The sequence below is a fragment of the Nocardioides sp. JCM 18998 genome, assembly GCF_055391535.1.
On the sequence record NZ_AP043886.1, the window covers coordinates 1533224 to 1546174 of the forward strand.

Below are 12951 nucleotides of genomic sequence, written 5' to 3' on the forward strand. Positions count from 1 at the left end.
CCCATGAGCATCCCCACCGTCGAGGTCGCCGGCGTCCCCGACCCGTGCCCCGTCCCCGTCCTCGACGTCCGGGAGGACTTCGAGTGGCAGGCAGGCCACATCGAGGGCGCGATCCACATCCCGCTCTCGGTGCTGCCGGTCCGGGTCGGCGAGCTGCCCGAGGGCCAGCTGCTGGTGACCTGCAGGGTCGGCGGCCGCTCCGCGCAGGCCGTCGCCTGGCTCAACCAGAACGGCCACGACGCGGTCAACCTCGCCGGCGGGATGCTCGACTGGGAGGCCGCCGGCCGCCCCATGGTCAGCGAGACGGGCGAGACCCCGAGCGTCGCGTGAGGGGGTGCGCGGTCGGCGACCGCGCGGGTAACACGGTGTCGGGGTGGGGTAACACGATGTTCACGGAGGTAGCAGCGCGTTGCAGCACGCTGCTACCCCACCCGAACATCGTGTTACCCCTCCAGCGCCGGCGGGGACGCAAGCGCCTCGTCGAGCAGCTCCAGGTAGTCGGAGCGCGCCACCTCGACCACGCCGAGCGTCGCGAGGTGGTCCGTACGCCACTGCACGTCCAGCACCCGCGCTCCGGGGGCGGCGCGCAGCCGCTCCACGAGTCCCACGAGCGCCACCTTCGAGGCGTCCCGGGCGCGGTGGAACATCGACTCCCCGGCGAAGAGCCCGCCGATCTCGAGGCCGTACAGCCCGCCGACCAGCTCGCCGTCCCGCCAGGCCTCGACCGAGTGCGCCCAGCCGAGCCGGTGCAGCTCCACGTACGCCTCGATGAACTCCGCGTCGATCCAGCCGCCGTCGCGGGCCGGGTCGGCGCAGGCCGTCATCACCTCGCGGAACGCCGTGTCGACCCGGATCTCGAAGTGCTTCATCGACTTGCGCAGCGAGGACGTCACCCGCAGCCCGTCCAGCGGAAGAACGCCGCGGAAGACCGGCGAGAACCACAGGATCTCGCCCGGCTCGTCACCGGGCATCGGGAAGAGCCCGAGCCGGTACGCCGCCAGCAGGGTGCCCGGCGCCAGATCGGCGCCGATCGCCACCATGTCGTCGAGCTGCGCATCGAGCCGGGGCAGGCGGAGGTCGGGCAGCATCCAGGGGGAGGCGGCGGGCTCGATCGGCACGGCCCGAACCTACAGCGGGACGTCGTGGCCCCCTCCGCGGCTCGCTCCGCTCGCACCTCGACGGCCGGTTGTTACTCCTCCGTAGACTTGGTGGCATGCCCGCTGCCAAGAAGGTCGCCCTGAGTGTCGGCACCGCCCTCGCTCCCAAGGTGGTCGAGCTCGCGCCCGGCGTGACCGGCAGCTTCGTCCAGATCGCCCTCACCCGCGCGATCGTCGGCGCGGGCCCGATCCCGGGCGCGGCGGCCGCGGCCGAGAAGCAGCTCGAGGAGCAGGACGGCAGCGTCCCCAAGGCGATCCGCGAGCTGATCGAGAACCATGTCGCCTACGCCGCGGCCGGCGGGTTCGCCACCAACCTCGGCGGCATCGTGACCGCGCCGGTCACCATCCCGGTCAATCTGACCGAGCTGACCATGATCCAGGCGCGCCTCGTGGCCGGCATCGCGCACCTGCGCGGCTACGGCCTGGAGGACCCGCGGGTCCGCAACGCCATCCTGCTCTCGCTGCTCGGCACGGACCGGGTCGACCGGCTGGTCAAGCAGGGGCGCCTCCCGGCCCCGCCGATGGCGACCGCGACGGCCCCGGTGCACGACCCGATGCTGACCAAGCAGATCACCTCGATGGTCGCCACGGAGCTGATCGCCCGGGTCACCGGCAAGCGGCTCGCCCTGGCCGCCGGCCGCAAGGTACCGCTGGTCGGCGGCGTCGTCGCCGGCAGCACCGACGCGTTCTTCACCTGGCAGATCGGCCGTTACGCCAAGCGGGAGCTGCTGCCCCGCGCCCGGTGATAGGCGCCGATCACCTTGCGACCGAGCCAGCTGCGGGTGAGGAGGCGGAAGGTCGCCTCCTTCGCCTTCAGGTACGGGGTGCGGCGGGCCTCGGCCAGCTGACGCTGCAGCTCGTCGATCTCATCGCGCAGGTGCGCCTCGTTGGTGCGCCACCGCCCGACGTCCAGGACCAGCGCCACGATCGAGGTCGCCGCGGCGTCGACGACCTGGGCCAGGTCCGGGGCGTCCGGATCGGAGTACGACGCCGGCTGGGCGCCGGTCAGCTCGTCCAGGGACCCGACCACGTCGTACCCCTGGCGACCCAGCTCCTGCGCCCAGGCCGACGTCAGGGACGCCGCCCACGGATAGACCTCCGGCGGCAGCCCGAGTCGCGGTGAGTCGGTGCGCGCCGACAGCGTGCGGTGGGCGAGCAGCTCGCGCACCAGCCCGCGGTAGTCGGCCGGCTCGACCTGGTCGTTGGCCAGCACGTTGACCTGGCGCAGCAGGTAGGTCTCCGGCACGCCGAGCGAGATGTTGGCACGATCGGTGCCCAGGTCCAGCGGGACCTCGCTCAGCCCGAAGGCGGCCACGAAGCGCTCCCACAGCAGGTCGCGAGGCGAGCCGGGCGGCGGCACGGTCACCAGGTGCACCCGCTCCGGCGGCAGGCCGATCTCACCCGCGCCGGCGCGCCACCGGTCGAGGATGTCGGGCAGCTCCTGCACCGCCCAGAACCACGGCGCGATCGAGCCGTTGCGGCTCGGCTCACCCAGCTCGGCGAGGAAGTCGCCGTAGGAGGTGACGGTGCGGTGCTTGACGTTCTCCTGCCACTCGGCCGGGATCTGGCGGACCAGGTCGCGCGCGGACAGCAGCAGGTGGATCTCGGTCCCGGAGCCGAGGCCGAGCGACTCCAGCGCGCGCTGGGTCTGCGCCGCGGTCGCCCGGGCGAGGATCTCGTGGCTGACGATCGCGGTTCCGTCGAACGCCCGTACCTCCGCGGCGAGCCGGTCCCAGGCACCGACGGCCTGACGCTCGAGGCCGCCCCACGGCAGCCGCATCAGGTCCAGCGCGGCGAGGAAGTGAGCGTCGAAGCGGTCGGCGGGATAGAGGATGCCGTGCTCGCGCAGCAGGTCGCGGTTGCGGAAGCAGACGTCCTGCAGGAACGTCGTTCCGGTCTTGGGCGTGCCGACGTGCAGCAGGACGCGACTGGCCATGTCAGGCTCCTTCCACCCGCGAGTCGGGGTCGTTCTCCAGCAGGGTCCGGAGGGCGAGGGCGAGGACCGCGGACTCCGTGGGTACCCCGCCTGATCGTGCTGGCCCGGTCCCCGTGGTGGCCGAGGGGGCGAGGATCAGGTCGGGATCGCCGAGCACAGCGTAGTGGCCGCCGGTCAGCTCCTGGTGCGCGAGCCGGGCCTGCTCGGCCACCCACCCCTGCCAACGCTCCGGTACGGCCAACGGGGCGCCCGGCGAGGAGGCGAGCCGCGGTGCCAGACCGTGCACGATCAGGTCCGGGCGGGCGTCGCCGGCATCGAGGCTCACCACCGGCGCCACCAGCCGGGCCAGCTCGACCGCGTCCGCGGAGAGCGAGAGCGGCGGCGCGACGTCGTCGACGCGGAAGATCTGCGGCAGCAGGGTGGGATCGGTCACGATCCGTACGTTGTGCCCGCCGACGTGCCTGGCCCACCAGCGAGCCTGGCGGGCGAGGTCGGCCCGGGCGGGCAGGCGCCCGGCCCGCTGGATCTTGTTGAGCCAGACCTCCCAGCCGGGGGTGCCGTTGACCAGCGAGCGCCACGTCCACGCGTCGGCGAGCATCGTCGGCATGTCGCGGCCGACCAGGAACGTGATCGCGCGACCGCCGCCCTGCGGGTAGCCGCGCCGGATCAGGTCCTCACGCGCGGGCACCGCGATGAGCGGGTCGCCGCTGAGGCGGTAGCGGACCCGCCGCAGGCGTGGCCTCCTGGTGGGGCGCGGCGTCGGCACGCCGGCCGCGACGACGTCCTGGGCGATCAGGCCGATCGCGACCCGCAGCAGCTCGCGGTGCGACAGCTCGGCGGGGTCGACCGGAGGGGTCCCAAAGCGGTGCCCCGCGCTGCTGTCGTCCTCGGTCAGCCGCAGCAGGCCGTGGCCACGCCCGGCGAGATCGGCGCGCAGCACCCGCTCGGCGAGAACCGGCGAGACGGTGCCCATCGTGTTGAGCCGGCGCAGCACCTCGAGCTGCTGGGCACCCGTCGGGACCGGGTGCCGGAACGGTGCGTCGCCGCCCTCGTACGCCGCCCAGGGCGTCCGTCCGCCGGCTCGCAGGTGCGCGAGCCAGCTGGCCGAGGACCTCACGGGCGGACCAGCCGGTCACGGGCTCGCTTCACCTTGGCGCCCAGGGTCGCGCCAGGGTCGCCGCGGCGGGCGGCCTCGTCGGTCATCGCGGCGAGGGCGTCGAGGGCGGCGTTGAGCTGGGCACGGGGGCGGACCTTGTCGGGGTCGCGCCAGACCAGGTCGGGGTCGGGGGCGGGCACTCGCAGGTCGTCGAGGGTGCCGATCACGTCGACGCCGCTCTGCTCGGCCCACTCGATCCAGCGCTCGGTGCGCTCGTCGAGCCACGGATGCAGCGCCGGGGGCACCCGGACGCGCTCGCTCTCCCGCTCGACCAGCACCGACTCGGCGAGCATCATCCGGATGAGGCCGTCGTACTCGCCCCCGGGACGCTGGGAGCGCTCGAGCCGCCGGTTGAGCCGGCGGATCAGCTGGGTCTCGGCCATGCCGAGCGAGCGGTTGGAGCGCGGTCCCTCGTGGGTGCCCCACGCCGGGTCGAAGTCGCACGCGGCGGCGAAGCGGCGCCACAGCTCGTCGCTCGGGACGCCGGCGCCCTCGGGCGGAACGGTGACGAGGTGGAGGTTCTCCGGGGGCAGGTCGGCACCCCAGGTGGTCAGCACCGATGGGAAGTCGAAGACCTTGTAGAACCAGAGCCTCTCGGCCTGGAACCGCTCCAGGAAGCTGGCGAAGGTCCAGCGCTGACCCTGCTTGATGCCCTCCTGCCACGCCGCCGGCAGCTGGCGGGCCAGGTCGCGGGCGGTGTAGACGACGTGCAGCTCGGTCCCGCGACCGACCTCGAGGTCGCTCCACAGTCGGGCCACGTGCTTGGGCTTGGCGCCGGCGAGGATCTCGTGGCTGAGGATGACGGTCCCGGAGTGGCGCCGGACCCGCTTCGCCATCGCGTCCCAGGCGCCGTCGGACTTGGCGATCGGGCCCTTCCAGTCGGTGCGGCCGAGCAGGTCGAGCGAGGCGCGGAACTGGAACAGGTTGGGGGTGAGCAGCGGCTTCGTCGCGTAGTGGACGTCGTGCTGCGCGAGGTCGCCGAGGCTGGCGGTCAGCCGGTTCTGGAGGTATGTCGTGCCCGTCTTGGGCGCCCCCACGTGGACATAGACCCGCCGCTTCATGGCGTCAGTCTGTCAGGCGTGGTGTTGCCCCGTGCCCACCGTCACCCGCGCCGCCCGGGGCGTGGGCTCCCAGCCCGGCGGCATGAGGAGATAGCCGAGCCTGACCCGCCACGAGGTGGCGTTGCGGACGTCACGGAAGAGGTCGGCGTAGTGCCCGTACTCGAGCTTGATCAGGTTGTAGGTCTCCACCTTGTAGGTGAGGCCGTACGTGGGGCGGTGCAGCTCGGGCTGGAAGGTGCCGAACATCCGGTCCCAGATGATCAGGATCCCGGCGTAGTTCCGGTCCAGGTAGATCGGGTCCGAGCCGTGGTGGACGCGGTGGTGCGAGGGCGTGTTGAAGACGTACTCGATCGGTCGGGGCAGGCGGTCGATCATCTCGGTGTGCACGAAGAACTGGTAGACGAGGCTGATGCCGAGGCCGAGGTACATCCACCCCGGTGACATGCCCAGCAGCGGGAGCGGCACCAGGAAGAGCACGTCGAACCAGGGGTTCCACTTCTGCCGCAGCGCGGTGGCGAAATTCATGTACTCGCTGGAGTGATGCGCCTGGTGCGCCGCCCAGCCGACCCGTACGCGGTGCACGAAGCGGTGCTGCCAGTAGTACGACAGGTCGACCGCCAGGACGGTGATCAGGAACGCCCACCACGTGTTGGGCAGCCGGTAGGGCGCCGCGTGCTCGTAGAGCACGACGAAGAGCCAGAAGAACGCCAGCTTGAAGAGCGTCGAGGTGACCAGCGAGCCGAGCCCCATGAAGATGGACGTACGTGCGTCCTTGAAGGCGTAGCCGGTGACGTTGTCGTCGTGGTCGAGCCACTTCAGCGCACCAAGCTCGAGTGCGATCGTGAGCAGGAAGAACGGGATCGCGAAGCCCACCGGGTTCTGGGTGGGATCGAAGAAGTCGTGCACGGCGGTCTCCTCCTCGGCGATATGACCTTGGGGTAACTTACCCCCGGGTCACATGCTCTGGCTAGGCTCTCTCCATGCCTCGACCCAATGCCGGCACCAAGGGCGTCCCGCGCGCCGATCGCGAGGAGCAGATCCTGGCCGCGGCCACCCGGATCTTCGGCACCGTCGGCTACGCGGCGACGTCGGTCGCCGCCGTCGCGGAGCAGGCCGGGATCTCCAAGCCCCTGGTCTACTCCTACTTCGGCTCCAAGGAGGGGCTCTTCACCGAGACGCTGCGGCGCACGGGCGAGCAGCTCGCCGGCGAGATGGAGCGGATCGCGCGCACCGGGGTGGTCGGCCTCGAGCGCGGCCTGAGGACGCTGGAGGGTCTCTTCGTGCTGCTCGAGCCGCAGCCCTGGGTCTGGCCGCTGATCTTCGACCCGACCGCGCCCGACACCGGTGAGGTCGCGGCCGTACGCGCCTCCTACACCGCGCGCATCACCGCGCTGGCCGACGAAGGCGTCTCCGAGCTCGCCGTCCTGGTCGGGGTGAGCGACCCGCTCGACGTGTCGGCCGGTGTCGCGGTCTGGATGAGCATGGTCGATGCCATCGTCGGCTGGTGGATCGACCACCCGGACCAGACCGCCGCCGCGATGACCCAGCGCTGCACCCGGATGTTCGCCGCGCTGACCGGCGCCGAGCTCGGCGGTGCCCTGGCTCGGTAGCGGTGGCACCGCGTCACGGCCGGCCGGCCGGTGCGGCAGAGTGGCGCTCGTGAGCATCGGACGCGACATCCAGGGGCGCATCTACCGCGCCGGCCTCTTCGGCGGCAGGCCCGTCGTGCCAACCTCGTGCGACGCGCTCGAGGCCGCCGCCGAGAAGGCGATGCGCCCCGAGGCGTGGTCGTACGTCCATGGCGGCGCGGGCAACCAGGCGACCGTGCGCGCCAACCGGGAGGCGCTCGACCGGGTCCGGCTGGTGCCGCGCTACCTAGTCGACGTCGAGGAGCGCGACCTCTCCGTCGAGCTGCTCGGCCGCACCCTGCCCTCGCCGCTGCTGCTCGCCCCGATCGGCGTCCTCGAGATGGCGCACCCCGAGGCCGAGCACGCGGTCGCCCGGGCCGCGGCCGCCTGCGAGGTGCCGATGGTGATCTCGACGCAGGGCAGCGTGCCGATGGAGGAGACCGCCGTCGCGCTCGGGCGTACGCCGCGGCTCTTCCAGCTCTACTGGAGCCGCGAGGAGCGCGTCGTCGAGTCGTTCGTGAGTCGGGCGGAGTCGATCGGCGCCGATGCCGTCGTGGTCACCCTCGACACCCACGTGCTGGGCTGGCGCACCCACGATCTCGACCTGGGCTACCTACCCTTCGCCCGCGGTCAGGGGATCGCGCAGTACACCTCCGACACAGCCTTCCGGGCACTGGTCGAGGAGCGGGTGGCCGCGCCGGCGGCGGGTGGGACCCCGCGTCCCGGCCTGACCCAGATCCCGGCCGCGATCGCCGCACTGCGCTCGATTCGTCGGCATTGGCCGGATGCGGCCGGGCTCACCGATCCGCGCCCGCGCGCCGCGGTGGAGACCTTCCTCGACGTCTTCTCCCGCTCGGACCTGACCTGGCCCGATCTCGCCCGGCTGCGTGCGATGACGCGGCTGCCGATCCTGGTGAAGGGCATCCAGCACCGCGACGACGCGCGGCTGGCCCTCGAGCACGGCGTCGACGGCATCGTCGTCAGCAACCACGGCGGGCGTCAGGTCGACGGCGCCATCGGCTCGCTCGACGCGCTCCCGGGTGTCGTCGCAGAGGTCGACGGCGCGGTGCCGGTGCTCTTCGACAGCGGCGTACGCGGCGGCGCCGACGTGGTCAAGGCACTCGCGCTCGGTGCCCGCGCGGTCCTGCTCGGCCGGCCCTGGGTCTACGGCCTCGCGCTCGCCGGTGAGGCGGGCGTACGGGCCGTCCTCGAGCACGTCGTCGCCGAGGTCGACCTGACCCTCGGCCTGGTCGGCGCCCGGTCGATCGGCGACCTCGGCCCGGACCTGCTCGCGTAAAAAGTTGTCCGAGATGCGGTGGTCGTTTGCAGCCAAACGGCAGGTGCCCGTCATGCTTGTCGGCGTGAATCTCCTGGGGGTCGGCCGTTGAGTGAGCCGTACGTCGTCGTCATCGGCGCGGCGAACATGGACCTCCATGCCATCGCTGTCTCCACCCCGATCCCCGGCACCAGCAACATCGGCTCCTCCGAGCTGTCCCCCGGCGGTGTCGGTCGTAACATCGCCGAGGTCATCGCCCGCCTCGGCACACGGGTCCACCTCGTCTCCGTCGTCGGCGACGACCCGCTCGGAGCCGAGCTGCTGCACCACACCGCCGAGGCCGGCGTCGACGTCAGCCTGGTGCGCGAGCGCGAGGTCCGCACCGGCACGTACGCGGCGATCGTCGCACCCGACGGCCAGCTGGTGGTCGGCGTCTCGGACATGGCGGCCGCCGACCTGATCTCCCCGCTGATGGTCGAGGCCGCGGCGAGCCTGATCCGCGGTGCGCTCCTGCTCGTCCTCGACGGCAACCTGCTGCCGGCGACGGTCGAGCAGGCGCTCGCCATCGCCGAGAGCTGCGACGTCCGGGTGGTGCTCGCGCCGGTGAGCGTCCCCAAGCTGCAGCGCCTGCGCGGGGTCCTCGGGCCGCGGATCGACCTCATCCATCCGAACGGTGCGGAGCTGGCCGCCGTGACCGGGATGCCGACCGGAACCAAGGAGGAGGTCGAGGCGGCGGTCGACCGGCTCCTCGATACCGGCGTGCAGGCGGTCTGGGTGCGACTCGGGCCGGAGCGCGAGTCGTTCCTGGTCTCGCCGGGTGGCCGCTGGTGGGTCCCGCCGCCGCGGATCGAGGCCGACCACGTCGACATGGCCGGCACCGGCGACACCATGCTCGGGGCCTTCGCGCATGCGCGCATCCACGGTGAGGACACGCTCGCCGCCGTCCACTACGGGCTTGCCGCCGCCGGGCTCACCCTGACCTCGCGCTTCACCATCCGCACAGACCTCAACGACGCGCTGATCCGCTCGGCCCTCTGAGGCGCGCAGCGGAGGAGGCGGCGGGGACGTCGATGCGTCGCCCACCGCCCCGTCCGGGTCGTCGGTCGGGTCGTCGTCCGGATCGTCGTCCGGGGCCCGGCTAGCTGCGCCGAGGAGCGAAGAGCGCGGCGAGGAAGGCGAGCGCGACTGCTCCGGCGCCGGTCAGCAGTGCGGGACCGATCGCTCCGGCGTAGCCGTCGGGGGCGATGTGGCCGCCGTTGCCGAGGAAGACCGCCGTGAGCAGCGCGATGCCGAGGGCGACGCCGAACTCCCGGATCGTCGAGTTGGCCGAGCTGGCGATCGCGAAGTCCGTGTCCGGCAGCCCGTCGAGCACGGACGTCGAGATCGTCGGGAAGACCAGGCCCATGCCGATGCCGGCCATCGCCAGCGCCGGCACGAAGGCGGCGTACGAGGAGCCGTGCTCGGTCAGCCACGCGAACCACGCCAGCGACCCCGCCTGGAGGGCGAGCCCGACCAGCATCAGCGGACGAGCGCCGATCCGCCCGGTCAGGGCCCCGGCGATGGGGGCGACCACCATCGGAGCCGCGGTCCACGGCAGGGTCCGCACACCCGCGCCGAGCGGGGTGTAGCCCTGCACGACCTGGAGGTACTGCGAGAGCAGGAAGACAGCGCCGAACATCCCGACCGTGAAGCCCAGGGAGACCAGGTTGGCGACCGAGAAGCTGCGCGAGCGGTAGAGCCGCAGCGGCAGCACCGCGTCGGTGCGGCGGGCCGCCCACAGGACGTACGCCGGGACGAGCAGCGCGGCGATGATCAGCGGGACGAGGACCTGGGGCGAGCCCCAGCCGTCGTCGTTGCCGTGCACGATGCCCCAGATGCCGCCGAAGACGGAGCCACCCAGCAGCAGGGTGCCGATCGGGTCGAGTCGCTGCCAGGATCCGCGGGACTCGTTGACCGCGGCGATGACCAGCGGCAGTGCGAGGATCGCGACCGGGACGTTGAGCCAGAAGATCGCCTGCCAGCTGATGCCCTGGACGACGGCGCCGCCGACCACCGGGCCGAGCGCGACGCCGAGGCCGGAGACCCCGCCCCAGATGCCGATCGCAGCCGGGCGCAGCCGGTCCGGCACGTTGGCGGCGAGCAGGGTGAGCGAGAGCGGCATGATCGCCGCCGCGCCGAAGCCCTGGACCGCCCGGGCGGCGATCAGCGTGCCCGAGGAGTCGGAGAGGGCCGAGCCGATCGAGGCGAGGGTGAACACGACGATGCCGGCGACCATCACCCGGCGTCGTCCGATCCGGTCCCCGAGGGTCGCGGCCGGGAGCATGAACGTGGCGAACGCGAGGGTGTACGCGTTCATGAACCAGGACAGATCGCTGACGCTGGCGTGGAGGTCCTGCTGGATGACCGGGAGCGCGCTGGTCATGACCAGGTTGTCCAGGGTCGCCATGAACATCGGCAGGCTGACCGCGGCGATCGTCAGCCACAGCGGCGCGCGGCGGGCTGCGCCGGCGAGACGGCCGGAGCCGCCGGCGGGCGCTTCGGTGAGCGTGCTCATCGGTTCTCCTCAGTTGTTGGCATCGGATGATTACTTAGACCTCGACCACCGTAAGTAATCGACTGATAACATGTCAACCATGAACACCCGGATGCCTGCCGAGGAGCGCCGCGCGCTGATCCTGGCCGCCGCGACCAGGGCGTTCGCCGAGAGCGGCTACGCCGGGACCAGCACCGACGCCGTCGCCAAGGAGGCAGGCGTCAGCCAGCCCTACGTCGTGCGGATGTTCGGCACCAAGCTCGAGCTCTTCCTCGCCGTCTACACGCACGCCTGCGACCGGATCCAGGCCGCGTTCCGCGCCGTGCTGGACGAGCGGGCCTTCGACCCGGACAGCGAGGACGACAAGGAGCGGATGGCGCAGGCCTACACCGAGCTGCTCGCCGACAGCGACTTCCTGCACGTCCTGATGCACGGCTTCTCCGCGAGTGCGGTGCCGGAGATCGGGGTCGCCTCCCGTGACGGGATGGGCCGGATCTTCGCGACCCTGCGGGACACGGGCTGGAGCGATGAGCAGGTCCGTGACTTCGTCGCGTACGGGATGCTGCTCAACGTGCTGCTCTCGATCGGCGCGTTCGGCACTGAGCTGGACGGCCCAGCGGGTGCTCAGCTCGGGCCGTTGGCGGATCTGGTGCGGGCGTGCGTTCCGGTGAATGAGTCGGCGGGACCTGAGTCCGCGACCTGAGGTCCGCGACCGCCGCCGGGCACACGCCTTGGGGCAGGCGTCGCCCCGCGCAGCGGACTTCGTCCGGCGCGTTGCTTACGCAGCGCCCCTGCGGCGGCGCCGTTCGTCGGTCGCGGCCGCAGGCTTCTTCAGGGTTGGTGGTGGGGGTTGCTGGTGCCGCTGATCTCCATCAGGGCCAGTGAGGTCTCGTCGGCGACCATGTCGACGTCGGTGATGCGGCCGTCGGCGACGGTGAAGAGGAACGCGACCTTCACGTCGCGGTGATGGATCCAGGCGGCGTTGGCCCAGCCGTCGACGGTGACGTTCATGGCGCCGCGGGCGCCGTTGAACCGGTCGGCGACAGCAGCCGCGCCGGTTCGGGTCTCGGCGCCCATCGCGGCCCCGGCGGGGTCGGCGTGCAACACGGCGTCGGGAGCCAGCAGCTCGACCAGGCGCGGCAGGTCGCCGCCGCGGGCGGCCTCGAGGAACGCATCGACCACGACACGGTGCTCGCTGCGCTCGGCCTCGACGTCCGCGCCCCGGAGACGGCGGCGGGCCCGCGAGGCGAGCTGGCGTACGGCGGCGGGCGATCGGCCGAGGGTGGCCGCGACGTCCTCGAACGGCACCCCGAAGAGGTCATGCAGCACGAACGCCACCCGCTCGATCGGCGACAGGGTGTGGAGCACGACCAGCATCGCCGCATCGACCCGATCGGCGAGGACCGCGTCGGCCTCGGGACCGTCCACGGGATCGACGGTCTCCAGGATCTCGGGCAGCTCGTCGGTGGGGAAGGCATGCCGCCGGGTGCGCAGCTGGTCGAGACACAGCCGGGTGGTCACCGTCGTCAGCCAGGCGGCGACGTTGTCGGGCGCGGGATCCGCCCCGGCGAGCCGCAGCCAGGCCTCCTGAACCACGTCCTCCGCGCCGCTCGGACCGCCCAGGATCCGTGCCGCGATCGCCAGCAGACGCGGCCGCTCGGCCTCGAAGTCACTCACCAGATGATCCACGCTCACATCCTGTCTGACGCGCACGTTGGACGAGTTGTGACATCGGCGCGTCGGCTCAGGAGGTGTCGCTCAGAAGGTGATGACGGTGGCGCCTTCCAGGGTGAATCGGAGGAACTCGTCGCGCGCGACCTGCAGATCGAGCCCGCGCTCGCGGAGCGCCTCCTCGGATCCGTCGGCGCGGGCGGCGTTGACGCAGGCGCTCACGCGCACGCCGGCGGCGATCAGCTCGTCGACCTGCCGGTTGAAGGTGGCGCCGGCATCGGAGGCCGCATCCACCGCGTCGATGCCGGCGGAGCCGAGGCGGCGCTGGGCCGGGCCGAAGCAGAAGAGCTCGACCTCGACCCCCTGCTCGGCGGCGATCTCGAGCATGCGCTGCGCGACCCGGCTGCCGGTGGCGACGGAGTCGTCATCGTCGTGGAAGAGGTGGATGACTGACTTCTTGGGCACGGCAGGTCCTCGGGGCTCGGGGCGACACTGCGGACGCTAGGGCATCGAGCGGATGCCGGCGGGCGCCT

14 protein-coding genes are annotated in these 12951 nt (G+C 72.2%); 6 read left to right on the top strand and 8 right to left on the bottom strand.

All coding sequences use genetic code 11. The features are described 5' to 3' along the window. Positions 1-3: 3 nt before the first annotated feature. Positions 4-330 (top strand): rhodanese-like domain-containing protein, encoded by a 327-nt coding sequence (locus ACZ5L9_RS07260; RefSeq protein WP_464535612.1) that lies wholly within the window; start codon positions 4-6, stop codon positions 328-330. Between the two features lie 113 nt (positions 331-443). On the opposite strand, the gene aat is transcribed toward ACZ5L9_RS07260, so the two are convergent. Continuing rightward, entirely contained in the window at positions 444-1118 is a 675-nt protein-coding gene (gene aat / locus ACZ5L9_RS07265) for a leucyl/phenylalanyl-tRNA--protein transferase (protein WP_464535614.1), read from the bottom strand. A gap of 95 nt (positions 1119-1213) precedes the next feature. On the opposite strand from aat, the gene ACZ5L9_RS07270 reads away from it, so the two are divergent. Continuing rightward, a complete protein-coding gene (locus ACZ5L9_RS07270) occupies positions 1214-1903 on the top strand; it encodes a hypothetical protein (protein ID WP_464535616.1) in 690 nt (229 codons plus the stop codon). On the opposite strand, the gene ACZ5L9_RS07275 is transcribed toward ACZ5L9_RS07270, so the two are convergent. The 4 genes from ACZ5L9_RS07275 to ACZ5L9_RS07290 are packed head-to-tail and all read right to left on the bottom strand — an operon-like array spanning position 1867 to position 6216. After that, a complete protein-coding gene (locus ACZ5L9_RS07275; RefSeq protein WP_464535618.1) occupies positions 1867-3093 on the bottom strand; it encodes a hypothetical protein in 1227 nt (408 codons plus the stop codon). The two genes, ACZ5L9_RS07270 and ACZ5L9_RS07275, sit on opposite strands and share 37 nt — an antisense overlap. 1 nt (position 3094) lies before the next feature. Beyond that, the gene (locus ACZ5L9_RS07280) at positions 3095-4210 is read right to left on the bottom strand and encodes a hypothetical protein (protein ID WP_464535620.1); all 1116 of its coding nucleotides are present in this window, start codon (positions 4208-4210) and stop codon (positions 3095-3097) included. Further along, on the bottom strand, positions 4207-5310 hold the full coding sequence (locus ACZ5L9_RS07285; protein ID WP_464535622.1) for a hypothetical protein: 1104 nt from the start codon (positions 5308-5310) through the stop codon (positions 4207-4209). The genes ACZ5L9_RS07280 and ACZ5L9_RS07285 overlap by 4 nt, the downstream gene beginning before the upstream one ends. Before the next feature lie 12 nt (positions 5311-5322). Continuing rightward, complete coding sequence (locus tag ACZ5L9_RS07290) at positions 5323-6216, bottom strand: sterol desaturase family protein (protein WP_464535624.1); 894 nt, start codon at positions 6214-6216, stop codon at positions 5323-5325. A 74-nt stretch (positions 6217-6290) separates the two neighbouring features. Between ACZ5L9_RS07290 and ACZ5L9_RS07295 the strand changes: the two genes are divergently transcribed. The 3 genes from ACZ5L9_RS07295 to ACZ5L9_RS07305 all read left to right on the top strand — a co-directional run bounded on the left by ACZ5L9_RS07295 (position 6291) and on the right by ACZ5L9_RS07305 (position 9252). Continuing rightward, positions 6291-6920 (top strand): TetR/AcrR family transcriptional regulator, encoded by a 630-nt coding sequence (locus tag ACZ5L9_RS07295; RefSeq protein WP_464535626.1) that lies wholly within the window; start codon positions 6291-6293, stop codon positions 6918-6920. Between the two features lie 49 nt (positions 6921-6969). Further along, entirely contained in the window at positions 6970-8235 is a 1266-nt protein-coding gene (locus ACZ5L9_RS07300) for an alpha-hydroxy-acid oxidizing protein (protein ID WP_464535628.1), read from the top strand. Positions 8236-8322: 87 nt separating this feature from the next. Further along, complete coding sequence (locus ACZ5L9_RS07305; protein WP_464535630.1) at positions 8323-9252, top strand: carbohydrate kinase family protein; 930 nt, start codon at positions 8323-8325, stop codon at positions 9250-9252. Positions 9253-9352: 100 nt separating this feature from the next. Here the strand turns inward: ACZ5L9_RS07305 and ACZ5L9_RS07310 are convergent, their stop codons facing one another. After that, complete coding sequence (locus tag ACZ5L9_RS07310) at positions 9353-10768, bottom strand: MFS transporter (protein ID WP_464535632.1); 1416 nt, start codon at positions 10766-10768, stop codon at positions 9353-9355. 70 nt (positions 10769-10838) lie between these two features. On the opposite strand from ACZ5L9_RS07310, the gene ACZ5L9_RS07315 reads away from it, so the two are divergent. Then, on the top strand, positions 10839-11450 hold the full coding sequence (locus ACZ5L9_RS07315) for a TetR/AcrR family transcriptional regulator (RefSeq protein WP_464535634.1): 612 nt from the start codon (positions 10839-10841) through the stop codon (positions 11448-11450). A gap of 128 nt (positions 11451-11578) precedes the next feature. Here the strand turns inward: ACZ5L9_RS07315 and ACZ5L9_RS07320 are convergent, their stop codons facing one another. Together ACZ5L9_RS07320 and ACZ5L9_RS07325 are read right to left on the bottom strand one after the other, a co-directional pair. Next, positions 11579-12424 carry a sigma-70 family RNA polymerase sigma factor gene (locus tag ACZ5L9_RS07320; protein WP_464535636.1) on the bottom strand — a complete coding sequence of 282 codons (846 nt, stop codon included), beginning with the start codon at positions 12422-12424 and terminating at the stop codon, positions 11579-11581. An 81-nt stretch (positions 12425-12505) separates the two neighbouring features. Next, on the bottom strand, positions 12506-12883 hold the full coding sequence (locus ACZ5L9_RS07325) for a DsrE family protein (protein ID WP_464535639.1): 378 nt from the start codon (positions 12881-12883) through the stop codon (positions 12506-12508). Between the last annotated feature and the right edge of the window lie 68 nt (positions 12884-12951).